Raw genomic sequence first — 21,356 nt, forward strand, 5'->3', positions numbered from 1 at the left:
TCCAGCTCTAGCGCAGGAATGCGAACGGCCTGTTCCGCCGCGTCGGCTTGCCGAGTTCCGGCACCGTGAAAAGACCATCGCGCGGCGGCGCGTAGCCGATCCTGAGCGTCGTATGAGCGCGAACCGCCGCCGTCGCTCCCGAGAGGGCCGCCGCAAGCTTGCGCATCGGCCCAACGATGGCGCGACCATCCCAGGCACTCTCGCCCCTGTTTGCGACGAGCCTGCCAATGTCTCTATAGACGCGCCGCGCTGCGCCGATACCGACTGCCGCGCCAAGCGGAAGCCGCTGCATGCCGAACAATGCGGAGCGATAATATTCGTCCGCTTCGCACAGAAGGCGCTTCGTCACTTCGTAGACCTGGCGACGATATTGCGGATCGGCGACCTTGTCTTCCGGCACACCGGCCTCGCGCAGCCACTGACGCGGCAGGTAAAGACGGCCACCCTTGGCATCTTCCACGACATCGCGGCAGATATTGGTGAGTTGGAACGCGATGCCCAGATCGGAGGCGCGGTTCAGCGTAGGCCGTTCGCGCACGCCCATGATCATCGCCATCATCACGCCAACGACGCCCGCGACATGGTAGCAATAGTCCAACGTATCTTCGAGGGTTTCGTAAACACGCTCGTTCACGTCCATCTCGAAGCCGCGAAGAAGTTCCATCGGATGGCGCTCGGGGATGTGGTGCTTGTGCGCCACGCGCCCCAACGCCACAAAAACGGGTTCGGACGCCGTTCCGGCAAGCGCCGCGCTCGTGTCGCGGCGCAATCCTTCGAGCCGCTCCTGCGGCGTTTTTTCGCTCCCCGTTTCCCGGTTGAATCCGAGAATCTGGTCGTCGATCACGTCGTCGCAATGACGGCACCACGCATAAAGCATCATGGCATCGTAGCGCGTGTCGCGCGGCAAAAGCTTTGCCGCCATGGCGAAGCTTTTGGAACCTTTCTCGATAAGCTCGTGACTGAGTGCGATAATTGGGTCCATGAATCAGCTCGGCGATGAAACGGGCTGAGGGATGGGATTCACGCGAGTTTCTCCCATGACCCTCAAGGCCTTATGAATTGGAACGGGTGGCCAGCCTATAAGAATGCGGGCCTGATCCGCAAGAGTAAGGCTAGAGCTGTAGAAGCGCTCGATCAGCGGCTCGTTGAGATCGTAGAAGCGCTGAAGCACGCGGTAGCGGGTCTGCGGCTTGGCGGCCCAGAACAGCATCCGGTTCAGCAGACGGAAAAACCGCTGCTCGCTCCAGTGCTGATGAGCCCATCTGACGGTCAGGCGATGGAGCGATTCGCTCGTCAGATGATCCATTCTGGCGATTGCGTCGGCACAGCGTACCGCGAAGGGGAAGGAATAGCTCGTCGTGTGGTGAAAGAAGCCGCCCCGAAGGCCGAGCGCCGGCACGCCGTCGGCATTCTTTTCCAGGATATCGTCGACATTGCCGCCAAGCACGATCGGAAGGACGCCCCGCTCCTCGCGCTCGATCTCCGCAACCGTCCAGCCGCGCTCACGCGCATAATCGAGGCACAGGTCGCGATGCGTGTGCGCGTCGATCGCGGGGTTGTCGCTGTAATATGTGTCTTCGATCAGCATGGTGTCGTCCGTGAAAGGCAGGGTATACACGAAACGATATCCGTCACGCTGGCGAACCGTCGCATCCATGATGATGGGATAGGGTTGGCCGTGCGGCCGCTCGAAGCGGACGACAAGACCGAGGAACTTCTGATAGCCGATGGAGAGGTTATCGACGCGACCCATTCCGCGCGCATCGATGACGCAGGGCGCGCGCAGCACCTCGCCGCCGGAGAGCACCACCTGATGGGGAGAAACGCTCAAGACGCGCGCCGAGAATCGGACGCTGTCCCTCAGAACCGGAAAAGCGGCGGCGTGCAGCGTTTCGGAGAATATGGAGTTGTAGCCGCTTTTCAGCATGCGCGTGTGTTTTGGGAAGCGCACCTGCTGCTCGGACCAGGAATGTGCGACAAAGGGCGCAATCCACTCCCACGCGTCCTCTGATATATCTGACGTGTGGAATGACCATGTGTGATTGCCACCGAGTTTGTCGTCGGCTTCGAGAACGAGGACCGACAATTCCGGCCTGACTTGGCGCAGACGGTAGGCTGCAAGCGTGGCGGCAAGACCACCGCCAGCAAGGATGACGTCGAAATCGCGGTCGCTCATACGGTAAACCTGCCTCAAATTGACCTATGTCAACGGCGCTACGCGTATAAGGTTTCCCGGAAACCGCCTATAAATCCAGTTACGTCGTTTGACTTTTTCGTGTTTGGGGTTTCTCAAGCCCGAGCTTGCTGCCGCATTCGATCTCGTCCAGAATCGTTCCCTTTGTTCTGACGCCGCCGCAGGCAGCTCCCGTTTTACGCTTGCCTCGCATGATCCGAAGCGCTATCTGTGCGCGATGGCGGCATCTGAGCCGCCTTTTTGCATGCCCGTGACGGCTACACGCCGTCTGTCGGCAGGGAAACCTGCAAAGGAAGGGCCTGCTCCACCATCATCATCATTCTGGAGCACAGACATGACGAAGCGCGCGACCGCGAAACATAAAATCGACCGCCGCCTTGGCGAAAATCTCTGGGGCCGCCCGAAGAGCCCGCTCAACAAGCGTGAGTACGGCCCCGGCCAGCACGGCCAGCGCCGCCGCGGCAAGACGTCGGACTTCGGCACACAGCTCAAGGCGAAGCAGAAGCTCAAGGGCTATTACGGCAACATCACGGAGCGGCAGTTCCGCCTGATCTACGCAGAAGCGACGCGCCTTCGCGGTGACACCTCGGAAAACCTGATCGGCCTTCTCGAACGCCGTCTCGACGCGGTCGTCTATCGCGCGAAGTTCGTCGCGACGCCGTTCGCCGCCCGTCAGTTCATCAGCCACGGCCATATTTCCGTCAACGGCCGCCGCGTCAACATCCCGAGCTACCGCGTTCGCGCGGGCGACGTGGTCGAAGTGCGCGAAAAGGCGAAGGGCCTTGCCTTCGTTCTCGAAGCGACGCAGAGCACCGAGCGCGATGTGCCGGATTATCTCGAAGTCGATCACAGCAAACTGACAGCACGCCTTTCGCGCATCCCGCAACTCTCGGATGTTCCTTATCCGGTGGTGATGGAGCCGAATCTGGTCGTCGAATTCTACTCGCGCTAAGTTTCGTTTCCGGGAAAGCCGGGCCGGGAGCGTGGTTTTTGCGAATGCGATAACGTCATTCGGATCAATCACCTCCCGGCTTGTTTCCCTTTACCGAATGCGCTATCGAGGCGCTTCAAAGGACAAGCCGCGCCGACCGGCTTCGGAGAAGTTCCATGACCTACGTTGTGCTGGATGCCTGCATCAAGTGCAAGTTCACCGATTGCGTAGAGGTCTGCCCCGTCGATTGCTTCTACGAGGGCGCGAATATGCTGGTGATCAACCCGGACGAATGCATCGATTGCGGCGTCTGCGAACCGGAATGCCCGGTCGACGCGATCAAGCCCGACACGGAGCCGGGCCTTGAGAAGTTCCTCGAAGTGAACCGCGAATACGCGGCGCTTTGGCCGAACATCACCGTGAAGAAGCCGCCCCTGCCCGATTACGAAAAATTCCAGCAGGAAGCCGAGAAGTTCGAGAAATATTTCTCGCCCGAACCCGGCGAAGGCGACGCGGAATAAGAGCCGCCGCTTCCAGCTGAGGCTTTAGCTTAGTCCTGTCAGCGCAAAACATCCGTCGCGCCGCTTGGCTTGCGTTGTTCAGGCGGCCGACGGCTGATCGTCATTCCCCACTCGCCTCTTCCTCCGCCGGCGCCTCCTCCTCAAGCACACAGAACGAGCCGTCGCTCTCCCGTGCCGCGCGCGCGCGGAGCCTGTTGGCGAGTGCCGCCACGCGCGGGCCGGGCTTGCCCGCATTGCGCCGCTTGGGGTTCGGCAGCGCCGCCGCAAGTTGCGCGGCCTGCTGCATCGAGAGATCGTCCGCCGACGTCTTGAAGTGGTGCCGCGCAGCAGCTTGAGCGCCGTAGATGCCGGGCGCCCATTCCACGATGTTGAGATAGATCTCCATCACGCGCCGCTTGCCGAGCACCGCATCCATGAAGGCCGCGAGCGGAATTTCAAACGGCTTCCTGAGCCAGGCCGGATCGCTCCAGAGAAACATGTTCTTCGCGGTCTGCATGGTGATGGTGCTGCCGCCGCCTTTCGGCTTTCCCGCTTTCACCGCATCGACCGCCTTGTCGAGCGCCTGCCAGTCGACACCATGATGCTGGCAGAACCGTCCGTCCTCGGACACGATGACCTGAGCAATGAGGTTCGGCGAAATCTCGTCGAGGTCGCGCCACTCATGGATCACGGGCCGCCCCAGAAGCGCCTGCCGCGCCATGAGCGCCGAGAGCGGCGGATTTACGACTGCGAAGACGAGCGTCAACACGTAAGGCGCGAGCAGAAACAGGGCGAGAGCGATGAGAACGATGCGCAGCGCGCGGCCGCGCCAGCGATGGCGGCGCCCATTGTCGTCGCGCGGGCGCGTCGCCTCGGCAAGTCGCTCGAATGTCTTTGGCGCTAAATCCGTCATGACGCAGCTCGCAAATCGGGCTTGAGGATCATAGTCATCTGGTCCATGGTGCGCCCGCAGAAATACCCGGCATCCAACAATAAATCCCAATCCTGTCATGACCTTTACAGAACGCCTCGAAGACCATGCAAGCCTCGTCGAACGCCATCTCGATGAATGGCTGTCCACCGAGAAGCTCGGCGCCGTGCCGGACAGGCTGCTCGAAGCGATGCGTTACGGGACGCTTGGAGGCGGCAAGCGCTTTCGCCCGTTCCTCGTCATCGAGAGCGCGGCGCTGTTCGGGGTGCCGGTCGAAAAGGCGCTGAACGCGGGCTCCGCGCTCGAATGCATCCATTGCTATTCACTCGTGCACGACGACCTGCCCGCCATGGACAATGACGACCTGCGGCGCGGGCGGCCGACCGTTCACAAGGCGTTCGACGATGCCACGGCAATCCTCGCGGGCGATACGCTGCTGACCGTCGCCTTTGAAATCATAGCCCATGAATCGACGCATCCGAATCCGGCCGTTCGCGCAGCACTCGGCCTTGAACTCGCTCGCGCCAGCGGTGGCGCGGGCATGGCTGGCGGCCAGATTCTCGACCTCATGGCGCCGGGCAAGACGCTCGGAGAAGCGGACATTCGCAGGCTTCAGGCGATGAAGACCGGCGCGCTCATTACCTACGGCTGTGTCGCGGGCGGCATTCTGGGTGAAGCAAGCAAGGCCGAACTGGCAGCGCTGAAAGCCTATGGCGATGCGCTCGGCGCCGCTTTTCAGCTTGCGGACGACCTGCTCGACGCCGAGGGCGATGCCGCCGTCGTTGGAAAGGCGACGGGCAAGGATCAGGAAGCGGGCAAGGGCACGCTCGTTTCGCTGCTCGGCCTCGAAGCTGCGCGCGCGAAACTTCAGGATCTCAAGGCGGAAGCGCTTGCCGCGCTGGCGCCGTTCAAGGGCCGCGACGCCCTGCTCGCCGACGCCGCGGAATTCGTGGTTGCGCGCAAATTCTGAGCGCGACCGGCAACCTTGACGTGAACTCGCTCCGCGCGTCGCGGCATGCGGGTGCATCTGAGGTTTGCCACTCCCGCTCACGCAACCTTGAAGCGGTGGCGAGGCGAAATCCGACCGGCGCTCTGCAAAAAGAGTGGACTCCCCTCATGCCGGGTTGCATCATCAAAAAGCCGACTGACTAGATCAAGTATTTTCGGCGCGAGCGCGCCGAAACGCTTGCACCGCCAGCGAGTAGGAGCCAGCGTATTATGATGGAGCAACGAGCCCTTGCGGGCGCGCGCGTTCTGATTGTCGAGGACGACGCGTTATCGGCCCACGTGGCGCAGGAGATGCTTGCGGAGCTTGGCTGTAGCGTCACGGGCGTGGCCGCTTCCGTGGATCAGGCTCTCGACGAGATCAACAGCAAAAAGCCTCTCGACTGCGTGATGCTCGACGTTCGTCTCGGACGTGAGCTTTCGAGCGACATAGCAACCTATCTGCTGCAACAGAATCTGCCGTTCATCATTTGCAGCGGCTACGACATCAAGCTGCCCGGCATGAATATCCCGGTGGTGGACAAGCCTTATACAGTCGCCGCACTCGCGCAGGCGCTCAACCAGGCGCTGGCGCAAAGGTCGGCATGATCGAAGCGGCCTTGTCCCTTGGCGCGGTCGCGAGAAAAGCAAAGTCCGGGAATTCGCGATTCCGCCTAGGTTTTCAGCGCCGCATTGTGCGTGCCCAGCGCCAAGGCGATTGCGCGTTCGAGTTCCAATGAGCGGAACGGCTTGGAAAGACGCGGCAAAGTATCCATGACCGCATCCTCCTCATCCGCGAAGCCCGTCATCAGCACGGCGGGCAGACCGGGCCGCAGGTCTCGCGCGCGCCGGACGAGTTCATTGCCCAACATCCCCGGCATGCGCTGATCGGTGATCAGCACGTCGCAGGCACAATCGTTCGCAAGATGATCCAGCGCGCAGGGACCGCTTTCCGCCTGAATCACCGTGTGTCCCATGCCCTCCAGCATCGCAGATACTCCATCGCGCACAAAGCCGTTGTCGTCCGCGAGAAGGATGGCAAGCGGCGCAAGGCCCGCCTGCTCCAGAGATGGCGCGCCATCGGCGGTCGTCTCCGCATCGGCGACCGGAAGCCACAACGTCGCGCAGGTGCCCCGGCCAGGCTCGCTCTCGAGGTCGAGCTTGCCGCCCGACTGAGCGGCGAGACCGTGGATCATCGAAAGGCCAAGGCCGGTTCCCTTGCCGATCCCCTTGGTCGAATAGAATGGCTCCACCGCGCGGGCCAGCATGTCCCTCGTCATCCCCACGCCGGTGTCATCGAAAGCCAACGCAACGTAAGATCCCGGCGCGAGTTCCGCGATGTCTCCCTCGCAAACCGTCTTCGCTGAGGCCGAAATCGTGATCGTGCCGCCATCCGGCATCGCGTCGCGAGCGTTCACCGCCAGATTCAGGAGCGCGACCTCGAACTGGCTTGGGTCCACCCGCACCCGCGGCAACCCCTCGGCAATCGTGACGCGAAAAACGATCCGTGGGCCAAGGGCGCGTGCGATCAGATCGCGCATCCCCAGGATCAGACTCTTGAGATCGACGGCGCGCGTGTCGAGATGCTGACGCCGCGCGAAGGCAAGCAGACGCTGAACGAGAACACGAGCGCTTTCCGCCGATTGCATTGCATTGGCGACCAGCGCATGCAGCCGCTCGTCCGGCGCGATCCTCCGCTGAAGAAGCTCAAATGCGCCCATGATGGGCGTCAGCAGGTTGTTGAAATCGTGCGCGATCCCGCCCGTGATCTGGCCGACCGCTTCGAGGCGCTGGCTTCGCAAAAGCGCCTCTTGGACCTGACGGCGCGTCGTTATGTCGGCCCCCTCCGAGACGACGGAGATGACTTGCCCGCGTGCCCCGCAGATCGGCCGCATGGTGAAATCGTACCAGCGCGGACCGCCCGGAAGGGCGAGGAGAATTTCGCGCCGGACCGTCTCGCCATTCGCCGCTTCGGCAAAGGCGGACCGGATGAATTCCGTCATGCCGGGCGTCTCTGAAAACCAGGGCGTGTCCCAGAAGGGCCTGCCGACGACGCCTTCGGCCGTGTCGGCGCCGATAGCGGCGAGCGAGGTGGGGTTGGCGTCGAGGAGCGTCCCGTCGAGCGCGGAGATGCACTTCGAGTGATAGCTCGTGTGGAAGATGGCCCGCATGCGCGCCTCGGAGCGTTCCAACGCCTCCGCGCTCTCCTTTTCAGCGGTGACGTCGCGACCGTTGGCGTAGATGAGATCGCCATCGGGCGCCACGAGCCATGACGTCCAGCGATAGGTTCCGTTCCTGTGCCGAAGGCGGACTTCTGTCCCTCTGGAGCCTCCGCGCGCAAAAAAGGCCTCGCCCGTCGCGGCTGAGCTGTCGTCGGGGTGAAGAAAATCCCGGTAGGACTTGCCGATAACCTCCTCCGGCGCCCAGCCGAGCACGGTGGTCCAGGCCGGATTTGCCGCCCGAAAGATGCCCTCGCTGTCCGTGATGAGGAACATGTCGCGAGCGTGGTTCCATGTGCGCTCTCGCGCCTCGTCCGCTGCGCGGGCTCGTTGCTTCAGGTTGGCCGTCAGATCGAGCCACGCGCGTTCGGCGGCGCGCTGCTCCGTTATATCCGTGTGAATTCCGACCCACTCCGACACTTCCCCCGCATCGTCGAAAACGGGAAGCGCCCGGACGGAATAGCGGCGCCATTGGCCATCGGCGGGGCGGCGGATGCGATGTTCGAAAACATAGATGCTCTTCGCCGAGACGGCGGCTTTCCATGCGTCGACCGTCGGCTGCACATCGTCGGGATGAAGCGCGTCCTTCCAGCCAAACCCCTGATACTCGTCAAAGCGCTGGCCCGTCAGCGCGGCCCAGCCCGGCTGCTCGCCGCGCATCTCGCCTTTCGCGGTGTTCGTCCACAGAACGCCGCGCACCGCGTCCACCACGGCGCGGCATCGGCGATCCTCCGCTTCGCTGGGCGCCTTCGATTGGGCGCGCGCGAGGACGTGAAAGCAGACGAATTCTTTTCCGCGAAGAACAGGCGTCAGGGTTGCGATCACCGGAACAGTGCCCCCGTCGGCGCGCACGAAATTCGTCCGCGTTTCGCACCCCCGATGCACGAGTCCGCCGAGTTTGTCTGGCGCCGCCAAATCGCCCGACGCCACATCGCACAGGCGAAAACGAAGAAGATCCGCCTCGGCGCGGCCAGCGAGCGCGCAGAACCACTCGTTCGCGCTCAGAAATTGCCCCCGGGCGTCGAGGGTAGCAAACGCCGTCTCCCGTGCGGGTAGAATCCCGCCGCCGGCAAGACCCTTCAGCCGGTCACTCGGCTCTCTCGTCATGTCATGACCAACGGAACAGATTTCCTGCGCAAATGAACACGGTGGCTAGGCTGGAGGGCTCAGAACGCGGGCAACGTGCGGCAAAAGAGAGGCAAAACCGATACCCGCTTCAATTAACGTGAACGAATGACGCGGAACGGAGTTCCGGCGGGCGCAGCCGAGCCGCAAGCCCGAAAGAGGCGCGCGACCGTCAGCCGGATGAGCCTGCGGCAAGCCGGCATAGCCTTGCGGGGAAACTGATCGGCCAAAACCATCATCGACAGCGTCGTGCCGCGTCTGATTTACGGCATGACGCTGCAGGCGAAGCGCCTGGAAGCCCTCGATTTCGGGGAGCAGCGTGGTTCATCCGGGCGCGGGCGCGATCGGCGCTGAAGCGCGCGCCGTCGCCCGATCGGGCCGCACGACCGCGGCCCGCTTCATGTCGTCAGTAGCCGAGCGGCCGCGCATCCGTCACGAACGGGTGATACTGATAGAGCCATGTCTCGCTCAGCACCTTGTCCCCCGCGCGCAGATAGAGACGAAGTTCAACCGGCTCGCGGCCATCGACGCTGAGGTCGAAATGCGTGCGCCAGTGCCCCGGCACGTCGTCGGGAACGGCCTCGGCGACCGTCGAGCGGATATTGCCGCGCGAGGCCCAGACGACAACTTCCGGCTTCACGCCGTTTGGCAAGTCTTTCAGCGGGCCGCCGAGAAACTCCACCGTGAACTTGCGCACACCGTAGGGGCGGACCGTTCCGGGTTCGCCGCCCCGTCCGAACCGGGTCGCGACACAGCGCGCGAGCGGCGTCGGATAGGGCTCGTCGGCGAGCCAGTGAATCTTGTAGGCAAGGTCGATGCGGTCGCCGGGTTCGGGCCGCTTTTCCGGGTTCCAGTAAACGACGATGTTGTCGTTGATCTCGTCGTCGGTCGGGATCTCGACCAACTGAACGGTGCCCTTGCCCCAGCCGTTGCCCTTTGGCTCGACCCATGTCGACGGGCGCTTTTCATAGCCAACGCCGTCCTGATAGTGATCGAAGACGCGGTCGCGCTGGAGCAGGCCGAAGCCGCGCGGGTGCTCGTCGGCAAAGCTCGAAATCGTGATGTGCGAGGGATTGTTGAGGGGACGCCAGATGCGCTCGCCCTGCCCCGTCGCCAGCGAGAGACCGTCGGAATCGTGCACTTCGGGCCGCCAGTCGATGCCGGCAGGCTTCGCCTTCTCGCCATACCAGTACATGGAGGTGAGCGGAGCGAGGCCCAGCCGCTCCACCGCCTCGCGGAAGAACAGCGTCAGTTCGATGTCCATCACGACGCCGCTCGTGCGATGCAGGTCGAACTTGTATGCGCCGGAAACGCTCGGGCTGTTGAGCAGCGCATAAACCGTGACGGTGCGCGATGCGGGCGGCGCAGGGCTGAACCAGAAGGAGACGAAATCCGGGAACTCCTCGTGCCCCGAGCCGCCGGGCGACAGCGCAATACCGCGCGCGGACATGCCCACCTGTCCGAGTTCGCCCTTCGCACGAAAATAGGACGCGCCGAGGAACGTCACCCACGGTTCGGCCTTCTTCCAGTCTTCCTTGCCGTCTCGCGGCTCCATCACCCAGAAGCCCGCGAAGGAGGATGGTTCCGGCGCCAGACGCGCGGCCGGGCTGTCCGGCGCGATGGTGAAATAGGCCGGATCATAGATGATTTCGCGGCTGACCGCTCCGCCCGCGTTCGGTTCGAGCGCGTGCATTCGGACCGTCTTCGGAAAGTAATAGCCGACATGCTGGAACGTGATCGGGAAGGCGGCGTCGTGGCCGTCGCCGTAAAGCGCGTATTCCTGCCGGTATTTGAGCTTGCCGTGCGCGTCGTAGTCGATGGCGGCAACGGTCGCGGGATCGGGGCGCGGAGGAGGCGCGTAAGGCGCCTTCGACAGAGCTTCCGCATGCGCCTTCAGCCAGTCGAAGGAAAACGGCTGCGGATCGCCGAAACGAAGGCCGGGCGCAGGCGTGCCGGCGAACGCGGGAAGCGCTGCGGCCGCCTGAGCCGCCAGCGCGAGTTTCATGAAACTGCGGCGATCGAGCATGGGAAAAGTGCCCCTGGTGAAATCCTCGGACGCGGGTCAGCCGCCCGCCTTGTGGCGATGTCTCTAGCGGGGCTTTCGGGAAATGGGAAGGCGCAATTTGCGATCAGGTTGTACGCGGCGTCCCTTCGCGTCGTGGCGTGCGCGGGCGATCACCCATACGTAATCCGAGGTCATTTACCTCGGCATGCCACGCCAACGAGTTTTGTTTGCGTAGCATCGGGCCTATTTGACGCGGATCCACCGATCAGTTGGCTGATCTGATCGGAGCGGGCTCAGGCGCGGCGTTCGACCACGGTTCGCAACACCCGATAAACGTTCGGGCGTATCGCTTGAAGCAAGGCGCGAGTGGCGGAGCGGGCTACCAACATCCTGTAAATCAGTTGCTCTCAACGCAGCCGAATTTGCGTTCGGTCGGACCGGCCTTCCGCGTCGACCACGGTTATCTGGACAAAGCCCGGTCCGCGCGGTTTGAGAAAGGCGTCGCGGCGATGCGGCGACGAGGCGAGCGGGGTGCCATCCACGAGCCAGGTCAGCGGCAACGCGCCGCCCTCTGCCTTCAAGGCTACCGGCAGCGACTCCGCATTGCCATCGCCGCCTTCCATTTTCGCGAGTTCGACCTCTGCGTTCGGCGGCGGGAATGCGATATGAAGCGCCTGTTCCGCCGTTCCGCCCGAAGTCTCCTGCCGTTGCTCGCGGAAGACGCGAAGCGGCGGCGGCAAATCGGCATTGCGGCGCGACCCGATGAGGTTCGGCGGCGGCGAACCGAAGGCCGCCCTGCGCGGACCGATGGCGGCGAACAGTTCGAACATGACCGGGGCCGCGACGCGCAGGCCCACAAGCCCGGGCGCGGCGCTGGCATCGGCACGCCCGGCCCACACGGCCACGGTATATTCGCCATCGTAGCCGGCCGCCCAGGCGTCCCGAAACCCGTATGAGGTGCCGGTCTTGAAGGCGACCTGCCCCGGAGTCACGTTTGGTGGCACCGGCGCGCCGCGCAGGATGTCCGTCACATACCAGACGGCCGCCGGCTGAAGCAGCGCGGGCGGCTCGCCCGCGCCCGAGACGGGGCCGCCCTCTTTCTCGTAGCGGATCGGGACAAGTGTCCCGCCGCGGGCGAGAGCCGCATAGAGTGTCGTCAGATTTTCGAGCGTAAGGCCGGCGCCGCCGAGCGCGATCGTGAGATTGCGAGGCATTGCGAAAGGCATGCCCACGTCGCGAAACCGCGCCGCGAGCCTGACCGGGCCTACCTCGTTCAGTACCTTCACCGCAGGAATGTTAAGCGAAAGCTGGAGCGCCGATCGCACCGTGACCGTGCCGTGAAAGACGTTGTCGAAATTCACGGGCGCGTAGGTGTCGAAACGGACGGGGCGGTCGTCGATCAGCGTTTCGGGATGCGCGATGCCCTCCTCGAAGGCGAGGCCGTAGATGAACGGCTTCAGCGCAGAGCCCGGCGAACGGATCGCGCCCGTCATATCGATGGCGCCGAGGCGGTCGCCGTCGAAATAGCCCGCCGAGCCGACATGCGCCAGCACCTCCCCGGTCCGGTTCCTGACGATGAGAGCGGCGACGGAAATCTTCTCGCCGAAGGCTTCCGCGTTTCGCCTGGCGACGGCCTCTGCCTGTTCCTGGAGACCGCGGTCGATGGTGGTGGCGATGACCGGCACACCGGGATGCCTTGCGATCAGCCGTTCCGACAGATGCGGGGCAAGCGCCCGGAAATCGAAGCGGCCGCGCGGTGCCACGCTGGCGATGGCCGCACGCGCATCCGCCTCCTGGATGATGCCTGCTGCCGCCGCCCGACGGATGACCCGGTTGCGGCCCGCGACAAGCGACGCATAGCCGCGATCCGGGCGGCGTGTCTCGGGCGATTGCGGGATCGCGACGAGCAGCGCCGCTTCCGCGATGGAAAGGCGATGAGGCTCCTTGCCGAAATAGGCGAGCGAAGCGGCGCGGACACCTTCGAGGTTGCCGCCGTAAGGCGCAAGCTTGAGGTAAAGCGCGAGGATTTCATCCTTGGAAAGCGCCCATTCGAGACGGATGGCGTCGGCAATCTGCTGGAACTTCGCCGGGATCGACCGCGTGGGCGAGCCTCGCAGGAGCCGGGCGACCTGCATGGTCAGCGTCGATCCGCCCGAGATCGCCTTGCCGTGACGCGCGGCCTGAAGCGCGGCGCGACCGAATGCGAACGGATCGACACCGTAATGGGTATTGAAGCGCTTGTCCTCGAACGCGAAAAGCAGGTTGAGATAGGTGGGGCTGACATCCTCGCGGCGGGCGTCGAGGCGCCAGCGGCCCTCGGGCGTGGTGAAAGCGCGCAGCAGGCGTCCGTCGCGGTCGAGCACGAGGCGGGAGGAGGATGCGGCTGCATCGAGCGGCAGCGGCTCGAACAGCTTCAAGGCATAAGCGGAAACGGCGACGAGTCCGACAGAAAGGGCGGCCGCGAGCCAAACTCTTCTTTTCCGCATCATGCCACGCAACACCATCGATCAAATCACATCCGAAACGCCACCTTCACGGGCGGGTTCCTTCAAATGAGAAATAAATGCTGAACCCGTCCCAAGGCTTATATAGTAACGCCATCGTTCAAAAAATGTTCAGGGCGGCGCGAGGGTACGCCGCCCCTCCTCATCCTCATTGCGCGGCGCCGATTTCCACTTTCGCGCCGGACGTCCGCGCGAACCGGTCGGGGCGATACATGTCCTCCACGCGCGCCCCGGCATGCGTATATGCGCCGGGCGTAACCGCGCGCATCACATAGGCCATGGTGAGCTGCGCGGGCTGCTTGCGGCTTGCATCCGTCAGCGAATAGGCCGCCACGAAGCGGTCGTCCCGGAAGGACGTGAAGGCGGGCGTCCAGGTCGTTGGCAGCCAGGAGAACGCCTTGAGGTCGCTGCCCTTGAGGAGAGCCGGGTTTTCGATGTCGAAGCCTGCGGGCAGACGGTCTTCAACGACGATCTGGCCCGTCTTTGCCTCCACCTCCGTCACCCTCAGCACCACGACGACGCGGTCGTTCTGCTTCAGCTTGTCGAAGGCGATTTCCTTTCCGTCAGGCGCGTAAGTCTTGCGCTCGATCTTGAAGCCGCTTTCGGCGGAGGGCTCCGGTTCGAGGCCCTCGCCGGTGATGAGCACGGAAGCGGGGACCGCTTCAGTTCCGGCATTCTTCACGACGAGCCCTTCGGCCGCGAACTGCGCGCGCGTCAGTGCCGTCTCGAACTGCGCGGCCGAAGCGTTCGGCAAGATCGCGCTGACATTGGTGACGGCGATACGGTCACCCTTGAAGTCGCTGCCCGCAAGCACCGTCTGGAACGAGCCCTTCACCGGCTGGCCGTTCACTTCAAGCGCCAGATCCTTGTTCTGCGCGTCGAGCGTGCGCGCGGCGAGAAGCAGCCACAGGCTTTCCTGCGTGGTCGTCTCCTTCTGTTGGGCGCGAAGCCGCGTGACTTGATCGAACGCCTTATGAAGCTGCGGCGTCGGGGCGTTGCTTTCACCCATGAGCGCCAGAACCGCCGCCGCGTCGCGAAGCTCGGTGCCGTAGTCGGCGCGGGCCGAAAGCGGCACGTTCGGATCTTTCTTCGAGAGGGATCGAAGCGCGGATTCGAAGGTGAGGGCGGCGCGTTCGCGGTCGCCCATCATGGCAAGCGCGGCGGCAAGCTGGGCGCGGGCGATCGGCGTCGAAAAGGCCTCGATCTTGGTGTCGGCGTAATAGCGGAGGTCGCCGAGCACGCCCCGCCCCGAGCGCGCCAGCACATAGAGCGCGTACGCCAGATCCTCGCCGCCCTTCTTGAAATCGCCCGCATTGTTGACGGCATTCCTGAGCCGGTCGAGCGCGAGGACGTAATTGCCGTCGCGCACCGCGTAGCCCTTTTCCTTGGCGCGGGTCAGGAACTCGGCGACATAGGCGGTCAGCCAGATGTCCTCGCCACCCGGCCCCCAGAGGCCGAACGCGCCGTTCGAGCCCTGCATTTCATAGAGGCGCGCGATGGCCTTTTCGATGGCGACCTTCGCCTTCGGCTCCTTCGAGACGCGGGCGCGCGAGGCGACCTCATCATAATAGAGAAGCGGAAGTGCGCGGCTCGTGGTCTGCTCGGCGCAGCCATAGGGGTAGCGGTCGAGGCCGAGAAGCAGGCCCGGCACGTCGAACGAGGCGGTGCGGCTCGCGGTGAGCGAGATGCGCGAGGTCGCGGGCACGAGGTCGGCCACGAGTTCCGGGCCGACACGCAGCGAACCCGTGTTGGCCGCGAGCGTCACCGTGGAGCGGCGGCGCACGTTCGGCGCGGGCGGCTCGACGGGGATGGCATAGGTGCGCTCGATGGCGACATTGCCGGGACCGGTGAGCGAGAAGCTGACGCTGCCGTCGCCGACCGACGCGGCACGCAGCGGAATGACCGCCGAAACTCGCCTTTCGAGATTGAGTTGGAGCGTGCGTTCGCCATCGCCTTCCACCTCGACACCGCCCTCGCCTTTCACCGCGAGCCGATAGGCCCCGGCGGGCGCTTCGACGTTCTCGATGGAAAGATGGAGGTTCGAGCGGTCGCCGAGCAGCAGATATTTCGGCGTGGTCGCCTGCGCGACGACCGTATCGCGCACGATGATATCCTTCTCGCCCGTCCCGAGCTTCGTCGGCGACCAGGCTTGCGCGGAAAGCCGCACCGTGCCGTTGAACGCGGGTAGCTCGAACGTGACCTGCGCCTTGCCGTCCGCCCCGACCTTGACCGGCCCGGAATAAACCGCGAGAGGCGTTTCGGCGAGCGGGCGGCCGTTCATGTCGAGGCCGCCCTCGTCGCCGCCGGAGCGGACCTGACCGCGCACGCCCTGCATGCCGTCGATGAGCTTGCCGTAGAGATCGCGCATTTCGAGGCCGAGGCGGCGCTGGCCGAAGTAATAGGCGGCGGGCTGCGGCGTCTTGTAACGCGTGATGTTGAGGATGCCGAGGTCGACGCCCGAGACGACGAGCGTCGCGTTTTCGCCTGCGTCGAGGCCGGAGACGGAGGCCGTGAGTGTCACGGGACCGGCGGGGCGCACGGCTGGAGGCGTATCGAGGGCGACGGAAAGCGTGCGCGGCTTCGTGTCGAGCGCGACCCACTTCACGCCGACCGCGCGGCTCGGCATGCGCTTCGCTGCGCTGTCCGTCGGCCGGTAGAGGATCGCCGTCGCATAGGCGCCCGGTCCCCATGCGGGATCGACCTTGAACGTGGCGGAGCCACCCGACGCGGCAACGTCGACGAACTGGGTCGCAAGCACCTTGTCGCTGACGATGGCGACGAGCGCCTTGCCCGCCATGCGCGGCAGAATCGAAACCTTGATGTCGTCGCCGGGGCCATAGGACGCCTTGTCGAGCGCGAGGTTAAGAATTTCCGGCGTATCGGAGGTTTCGGATACGTACCAGCCCGCCGAGAAGGTGGCGCTTGTAGCCGGGCCTTTCGCATCGGTGGACGCGATATCGAGGCGATAATTGCCGGGCTTCACGGGCGCGGAGATTTTGGCCGTGCCGCTTGCGGGCGTGTCGAGCGTGCCGCCCGCGACGCGGCTTTCATAGGTGACGAGTTCGTAGGACCAGCGATTGTCGCGATTGTACCATTGGAACTGGTTTTCGACGCGCAGGAGATCCCATTTCAGGCCCCTGATTTCGGCCTGCTTGCCGTCCGCGCTGATGCCGACCACCTCGAACGCGGCCTCGTCGCCATCCGGCACGGAGCCCTGGAACAGCGGCTTCACGCCGATGAAGCTTTTGCCGGTGTCGACCTTGAGGCCGATGCGGTCGGTCAGCGCCCTGCCCGACGGCTCGCGCAGGCGCACGGTGATGTCCGCCGACAGCGGTTTCGTCGTTTGCGGCAGTTCCGGCAGCGCGATGGAGAGTTTCGCCGCGCCCTGCGCATCGGTCGTCGGCAGACCGTCGAGCGCCGTGCGAACCGTGGTGAACTTCTCGCTCTCAAGCCCGACGCGGAAGCCGGGGAAGCCCGTCACTTCGCTTGCGGCAGAAACCGCGATTTCGCCTTCGAGGCCGAGATTGGAGGCGGGCGCGCCGTAGAGATAGCGGCCATCGAGCGCGATCACGCCCGGCTTTGCCGCCGAGATGAGCGGCTGTTCCGCCTTGAGCTTCATCTCAAGACGCTCGGGCACATAATCTTCCACGAGAAACGTCTTCTCGTAAAGCGAGGGCGCTTTCGGATCGACATAAGCCGCGACGCGCCACGATCCGGTCATCGCCGTCTCGGGCAGCGCGATCTGCCAGCTTCGCCCGCCATTGCCCTGATCGGCGAGCGTTTCGCGGCGATCTTCCACGCCATCGGGGCGGAAAAGTTTCAGGATGAGCGGCGTCGAGGGCGCGGCGTTTGCAGCCTGATCGCGCAGCAGCGCCGTGACATACACCGTTTCGCCGGAACGATAGACGCCGCGCTCGGTGAACACGAACGCGTCGAGCGGACCGGGAGGCGTGCGGCCCCCGACGCCGCGGTCGGAGAGGTCGAACGCCTGCTTGGTGACGTCGAGGAAGCCGTAATCCTTGTCGGCGCCGCGTGCGATCACGAGCGCGGGCGCCAGCCCGCCAGCACCTTTGGCGAGGCCCGCGTCGAACACCGCTTCGCCATTGGCGTCGGTGTTCTGCGTGCCGAGCACTTCGTTATTTCGCGCGACGAGCCGGATTTCCGCCCCTTCGACAGGCGCGGCGGAACCGAGCGAGCGGACATAGACGTGGACGCCATCCGCGCCGGTAAACGCGGTCAGGCCGAGGTCGGACACCACGAACCATTGCGTGGACTTTGTCGAATAATCTTCCGAGGCGTCGGCGCTGTCGGCATCGACCTTGGCGGCTTCTTCGGCGGAGGACGCCGCGATGACATAAAGGCCGGGCTTCAGATTCGGCAAAAGCGTGTCGACCGGAAACGCTGTCGTTACTTCCTCGTTCGGTTTCAGTTCGACCGGCATCTCACCCGACCAGAGCTTTTCGCCCTTGGTGTTCGCGATCTGGTTCAGTTGGTAGCCTTCGAGCGAAGACTGGAAATTGCCGTCGAGCACTTCATCCGCGAGGCGGCGGTCGCCGATGCGGTAAATCGAGGCCTTCACGAGCTTCGTGTTGATGCTGACGACGGGAATGCCCTGTTGCCCCGTGCGCGGCAGCACGTAATTGCGGCCCGACAGGCGAACGGAGGGGGAGCGGTCGCGGATGTAGACCGTGAGATCGACGGGCCTCGGCAGCAAATCGTCCTCGGTGGACGGAATGCCGCTCCTGACCTTCACCTCGTAGCGCTTGCCGTGCTGAAGCTCTTCGACGCAAAGCTGCTGACCGTCGACGCGCACGGAGCCGGGCTTCGCATTGTTGACGGTAACGTAATTCGTGTAATCGACGCGGCCCTTGGCGAGCGTGTCGGAGAATTGCACGCAGATGCGCGGCGCGTTCGACTCATTATCGGCCGTGTAGTCGAGCATGCGGAAGCCGTGCTCGTTGAAGGCTTCGTCATAAGCCGTCTGCACATCCGGGTTCGCGTCGAGGCCGAGGCTCAGCTTGTAGACGCGGAGCGCGGGGCGCCACTGTTCACGAGAGGCGAGGCTTTCGGCCAGCACCGCGAGAGCAGCGGCCTTGGCGGCGGGCGTCGCCGCGCGGGCATACGCGATGTAGGCCGACGACCCCGCGTTGCGGGCGAACGCGATCTTCTCGCCGTATTTTTCCGTCTCGATGGCGAGATAGGCGCGCGCGAGTTGCAGCCACGTATCGGCGTTCTTGCGGTCGAGGAGCGCGGAGGAGGCGAAATAGCCCGTGGCCGCGCGCGGATCGCTGGCGGCGATCGCTTTCGCGCCCTCGGCCTTCCAGCCTCTGGCATCTTTGCCCTTGGTCGGCCATGTCGCGGTGAGCGTGTTTTCGAAAGCTTCGGACTCGCGGACGACGGAGTCCTCTATCGGAGATCGAGGCTCGGCGCTTGAAGCCGCGACGGTGCTGAAAGTGATGAAACAAGCGAGCAAAACACGCATCAAATACATCGCGCGACCTCAAGGACATCGGATACAACTTTAGATCGGGACTGATGCCGCGAAATTTGGGCTTGGGCAAGGCCGAAAGAGTAAAGAAGAAAGGCGCGACAATCCGGCTTTACTGACGTTTTTGTGAATGCGCGCCACAACGAACTTGGGTTGCGCCTTCCATCCTTGAAGCTCCCACGAAATCGCCCAAAAGCGCCCTCAAGGCTAAAGCACCCTCAGAACAGACCGGTCAGCCGATGAAGCCCAGCCTTTTTCTCCTCGTCGCGACAGCGATACTCGCAGCGCCGGCCTCGCGGGCCTTCGCGCAGGTCGCGGATTCCATCGGCTATATCGCGACCGCACCGATTTCCGGGCTTCCGAAGGGCCCCTTCAGCAGCTGGAGCGACGCCGAGAGGGGCGCCGCGTTGAAGCGCATCGGCGGCTTTTGCCAGTTCCTCTGCGTCGACTCCTTCGGCAACACGGCCTTTCCCAACATCGCCGCCGCCGAGCGCGCCCGCGCCGAAGCGAAGCTGTGCCTTCAGGCGTGCGTCGTGGGGCATCTGCCGGCGGATTATCCCAATCGCGACACCATGAAGCAGGATCTTCGCGCGGCCTACGATACGGCGCGCAGGCAGGGCTCGCCGGTCGCCTGGCCCCTGCCAAAGGAATGAGCTGGCCGCAACACGACACCGCTCTGGCGCCGAAAAGCCCGCGCTTGCTTCCGGGGGAATCGTCGCCCATAGCTTTGGAAACGCACACTCCCGGTTGTAAATGAGCCTTTATCGCGGTTTCCTGACTGTAGGCGGTTTGACGGCCGTTAGCCGCGTGTTCGGCTTCGTGCGCGACGTGCTGCTCGCCGCCGTGATGGGCACCGGCTGGGTGGCGGACGCGTTCTTCGTATCATTCCGCTTCCCGAACCTGTTTCGCGCGCTGTTTGCCGAGGGTGCGTTCAATTCGGCCTTTGTCCCGCTTTTCACGAAGCGGCTTCGCGCGGAGGGCGACGCGCGCGCCCGCGAATTCGCGGAGGAAGCGCTCTCCATTCTCCTCGTCGGCGTGACCGCGACCGTGATCCTCGCCGAGATCTTCATGCCGTATCTCGTCCGCGCCATCGCGCCGGGCTTCAGCGACGACCCGAAGAAGTTCGAACTGGCGGTGCTGCTCACGCGCATCACCTTCCCTTACCTCGTATGCATGTCGCTCGTGGCGCTGGCTGCGGGCGTGCTCAACGCGCATCAGAAGTTCCGCGCGCCAGCCGCGACCCCGATCCTTCTCAATCTCGTGCTGATCGCGGTAACGCTGTTCGCGGCGGCGAGCGGCTTCCGCGACCAGCCCGAAGCGGGCATCATTCAGGCGTGGGGCGTCGCCATCGCCGGTTTCGCGCAGCTTCTGTTCGTGGCCTGGGCCGCGCGCGGACTTGGCATGGACCTGCGCTTCCGCCTGCCCCGCCTCACGCCGGACATGCGCCGCCTGGTGAAGCTCGCGGTGCCGGGCCTTATCACCGGCGGCATCAATCAGGTGAACATCTTCATCGGCACGATGATCGCATCGCTGCAGGCGAGCGCCGTGTCCTTTCTTTATTATGCAGATCGCGTGATGCAGCTTCCGCTCGGCATGGTCGGCATCGCCATCGGCGTCGTGCTGCTGCCGACGCTCACCCGCCACCTCGCCGATGCCGACGAAACCGCAGCGCTCGCGAGCCAGAACCGCAGCCTCGAATTCGCGCTGCTGCTCACGCTGCCCGCCTCGGTCGCGCTGATCGTGATCCCCGATCCGATCATTCAGGTGCTGTTCCAGCGCGGCAGCTTCACGGCGGAGGCGACGCGGCAGGTTTCGCTCGCGCTCGCGGCCTACGCGGCAGGGCTGACAGCTTTCGTCGCCACGAAGGTTTTCCTGCCCGGCTTCTTCGCCCGTGAGGATACAGCCACGCCGATGCGCTTCGTCGCTGCGTCCGTCGCGGTGAATATCGGCGGTTCGCTCCTGATGTTTCCGTTCATCGGCCATGTCGGCATCGCCATCGCGACGAGCCTTTCCGGCTGGACGAACGCGCTGCTCCTCATGATCACGCTGATGCGGCGCGGCCATTTCCGTTTCGATGCGGCACTGAAGCGGCGCGCACCCCGCATCGTCGGCGCCAGTGTGGCCATGGGGGCGGCGCTTTACGGGCTCGAAGCGGCATTGACGCCCTATTTCGCCGGCGACCGCTCGACCATGACGCAGGCGGGCGCGATGCTGCTGCTCGTCACCGCTGGCGGCGCGGTTTATACGGCCGTGATATTCGCATCCGGCGCCGTGCGGCTGTCCGCGCTGAGGCGGGTCGGGCGTGCCTGATTATCCGGCCGTCCGACTGGGCCACCTCGATCAGGCTTGAAAGCCTTTCCTGATCGGTAACCTCCAAAGCGATCACCCCGGCGCTGAGCCGGATCATCTGGCGAATTGCGGTCGCTTTCACCTCGTCGCGCCGCTCGGGCGTGTCGATATATTCGGCCGAAAGCG

General features: G+C 64.3%; 13 protein-coding genes. 6 read left to right on the plus strand and 7 right to left on the minus strand.

The genetic code is table 11. The features are described from left to right. Positions 1 to 7: 7 nt before the first annotated feature. Together QM659_RS00950 and crtY are read right to left on the minus strand one after the other, a co-directional pair. Positions 8 to 982, minus strand: coding sequence for a phytoene/squalene synthase family protein (locus QM659_RS00950; RefSeq protein WP_415187034.1), 975 nt, complete (start codon positions 980 to 982; stop codon positions 8 to 10). A gap of 3 nt (positions 983 to 985) precedes the next feature. Beyond that, a complete protein-coding gene (gene crtY, locus QM659_RS00955; protein ID WP_415187035.1) occupies positions 986 to 2,176 on the minus strand; it encodes a lycopene beta-cyclase CrtY in 1,191 nt (396 codons plus the stop codon). Positions 2,177 to 2,528: 352 nt separating this feature from the next. Here crtY and rpsD point away from each other — a divergent pair, with 352 nt between their 5' ends. Further along, positions 2,529 to 3,146, plus strand: coding sequence for a 30S ribosomal protein S4 (gene rpsD / locus QM659_RS00960; protein ID WP_303485642.1), 618 nt, complete (start codon positions 2,529 to 2,531; stop codon positions 3,144 to 3,146). Positions 3,147 to 3,301: 155 nt separating this feature from the next. Next, on the plus strand, positions 3,302 to 3,646 hold the full coding sequence (gene fdxA / locus QM659_RS00965; RefSeq protein ID WP_127077385.1) for a ferredoxin FdxA: 345 nt from the start codon (positions 3,302 to 3,304) through the stop codon (positions 3,644 to 3,646). Positions 3,647 to 3,746: 100 nt separating this feature from the next. Here the strand turns inward: fdxA and mtgA are convergent, their stop codons facing one another. After that, positions 3,747 to 4,538 carry a monofunctional biosynthetic peptidoglycan transglycosylase gene (mtgA, locus tag QM659_RS00970; protein ID WP_415187036.1) on the minus strand — a complete coding sequence of 264 codons (792 nt, stop codon included), beginning with the start codon at positions 4,536 to 4,538 and terminating at the stop codon, positions 3,747 to 3,749. 97 nt (positions 4,539 to 4,635) lie between these two features. Here mtgA and QM659_RS00975 point away from each other — a divergent pair, with 97 nt between their 5' ends. Together QM659_RS00975 and QM659_RS00980 are read left to right on the plus strand one after the other, a co-directional pair. Continuing rightward, complete coding sequence (locus QM659_RS00975; RefSeq protein ID WP_415187037.1) at positions 4,636 to 5,526, plus strand: polyprenyl synthetase family protein; 891 nt, start codon at positions 4,636 to 4,638, stop codon at positions 5,524 to 5,526. 248 nt (positions 5,527 to 5,774) lie between these two features. Further along, positions 5,775 to 6,149, plus strand: coding sequence for a response regulator (locus QM659_RS00980; RefSeq protein ID WP_127077388.1), 375 nt, complete (start codon positions 5,775 to 5,777; stop codon positions 6,147 to 6,149). Between the two features lie 65 nt (positions 6,150 to 6,214). Here QM659_RS00980 and QM659_RS00985 read toward each other — a convergent pair whose 3' ends face one another. The 4 genes from QM659_RS00985 to QM659_RS01000 form a co-directional block, all read right to left on the minus strand. Beyond that, the gene (locus tag QM659_RS00985; protein ID WP_415187038.1) at positions 6,215 to 8,866 is read right to left on the minus strand and encodes a PAS domain S-box protein; all 2,652 of its coding nucleotides are present in this window, start codon (positions 8,864 to 8,866) and stop codon (positions 6,215 to 6,217) included. A 424-nt stretch (positions 8,867 to 9,290) separates the two neighbouring features. Then, complete coding sequence (locus QM659_RS00990; RefSeq protein WP_415187039.1) at positions 9,291 to 10,910, minus strand: glucan biosynthesis protein; 1,620 nt, start codon at positions 10,908 to 10,910, stop codon at positions 9,291 to 9,293. A gap of 386 nt (positions 10,911 to 11,296) precedes the next feature. Next, a complete protein-coding gene (gene pbpC, locus QM659_RS00995; RefSeq protein WP_415187040.1) occupies positions 11,297 to 13,378 on the minus strand; it encodes a penicillin-binding protein 1C in 2,082 nt (693 codons plus the stop codon). A 163-nt stretch (positions 13,379 to 13,541) separates the two neighbouring features. Beyond that, complete coding sequence (locus QM659_RS01000; protein ID WP_415187041.1) at positions 13,542 to 18,875, minus strand: alpha-2-macroglobulin family protein; 5,334 nt, start codon at positions 18,873 to 18,875, stop codon at positions 13,542 to 13,544. A gap of 245 nt (positions 18,876 to 19,120) precedes the next feature. Here QM659_RS01000 and QM659_RS01005 point away from each other — a divergent pair, with 245 nt between their 5' ends. Both QM659_RS01005 and murJ read left to right on the plus strand, forming a co-directional pair. Continuing rightward, on the plus strand, positions 19,121 to 19,534 hold the full coding sequence (locus tag QM659_RS01005; RefSeq protein WP_303485625.1) for a hypothetical protein: 414 nt from the start codon (positions 19,121 to 19,123) through the stop codon (positions 19,532 to 19,534). A 100-nt stretch (positions 19,535 to 19,634) separates the two neighbouring features. Next, on the plus strand, positions 19,635 to 21,191 hold the full coding sequence (murJ, locus tag QM659_RS01010) for a murein biosynthesis integral membrane protein MurJ (protein ID WP_415187042.1): 1,557 nt from the start codon (positions 19,635 to 19,637) through the stop codon (positions 21,189 to 21,191). The last annotated feature ends 165 nt before the right edge of the window (positions 21,192 to 21,356 follow it).

The sequence above is a fragment of the Rhodomicrobium sp. genome, assembly GCF_047605405.1.
Lineage (GTDB): Bacteria > Pseudomonadota > Alphaproteobacteria > Rhizobiales > Rhodomicrobiaceae > Rhodomicrobium > Rhodomicrobium lacus.

Coding starts and splice junctions, on each gene's coding strand:
- fdxA (WP_127077385.1), top strand. CDS start 3,302: ATGACCTACGTTGTGCTGGATGCCTGCATCAAGTGCAAGTTCACCGAT.
- rpsD (WP_303485642.1), top strand. CDS start 2,529: ATGACGAAGCGCGCGACCGCGAAACATAAAATCGACCGCCGCCTTGGC.
- QM659_RS00985 (WP_415187038.1), bottom strand. CDS start 8,866: ATGACGAGAGAGCCGAGTGACCGGCTGAAGGGTCTTGCCGGCGGCGGG.
- crtY (WP_415187035.1), bottom strand. CDS start 2,176: ATGAGCGACCGCGATTTCGACGTCATCCTTGCTGGCGGTGGTCTTGCC.
- mtgA (WP_415187036.1), bottom strand. CDS start 4,538: ATGACGGATTTAGCGCCAAAGACATTCGAGCGACTTGCCGAGGCGACG.
- QM659_RS01005 (WP_303485625.1), top strand. CDS start 19,121: ATGAAGCCCAGCCTTTTTCTCCTCGTCGCGACAGCGATACTCGCAGCG.
- murJ (WP_415187042.1), top strand. CDS start 19,635: ATGAGCCTTTATCGCGGTTTCCTGACTGTAGGCGGTTTGACGGCCGTT.
- QM659_RS00990 (WP_415187039.1), bottom strand. CDS start 10,910: ATGCTCGATCGCCGCAGTTTCATGAAACTCGCGCTGGCGGCTCAGGCG.
- QM659_RS01000 (WP_415187041.1), bottom strand. CDS start 18,875: ATGCGTGTTTTGCTCGCTTGTTTCATCACTTTCAGCACCGTCGCGGCT.
- QM659_RS00975 (WP_415187037.1), top strand. CDS start 4,636: ATGACCTTTACAGAACGCCTCGAAGACCATGCAAGCCTCGTCGAACGC.
- QM659_RS00980 (WP_127077388.1), top strand. CDS start 5,775: ATGATGGAGCAACGAGCCCTTGCGGGCGCGCGCGTTCTGATTGTCGAG.
- QM659_RS00950 (WP_415187034.1), bottom strand. CDS start 982: ATGGACCCAATTATCGCACTCAGTCACGAGCTTATCGAGAAAGGTTCC.
- pbpC (WP_415187040.1), bottom strand. CDS start 13,378: ATGATGCGGAAAAGAAGAGTTTGGCTCGCGGCCGCCCTTTCTGTCGGA.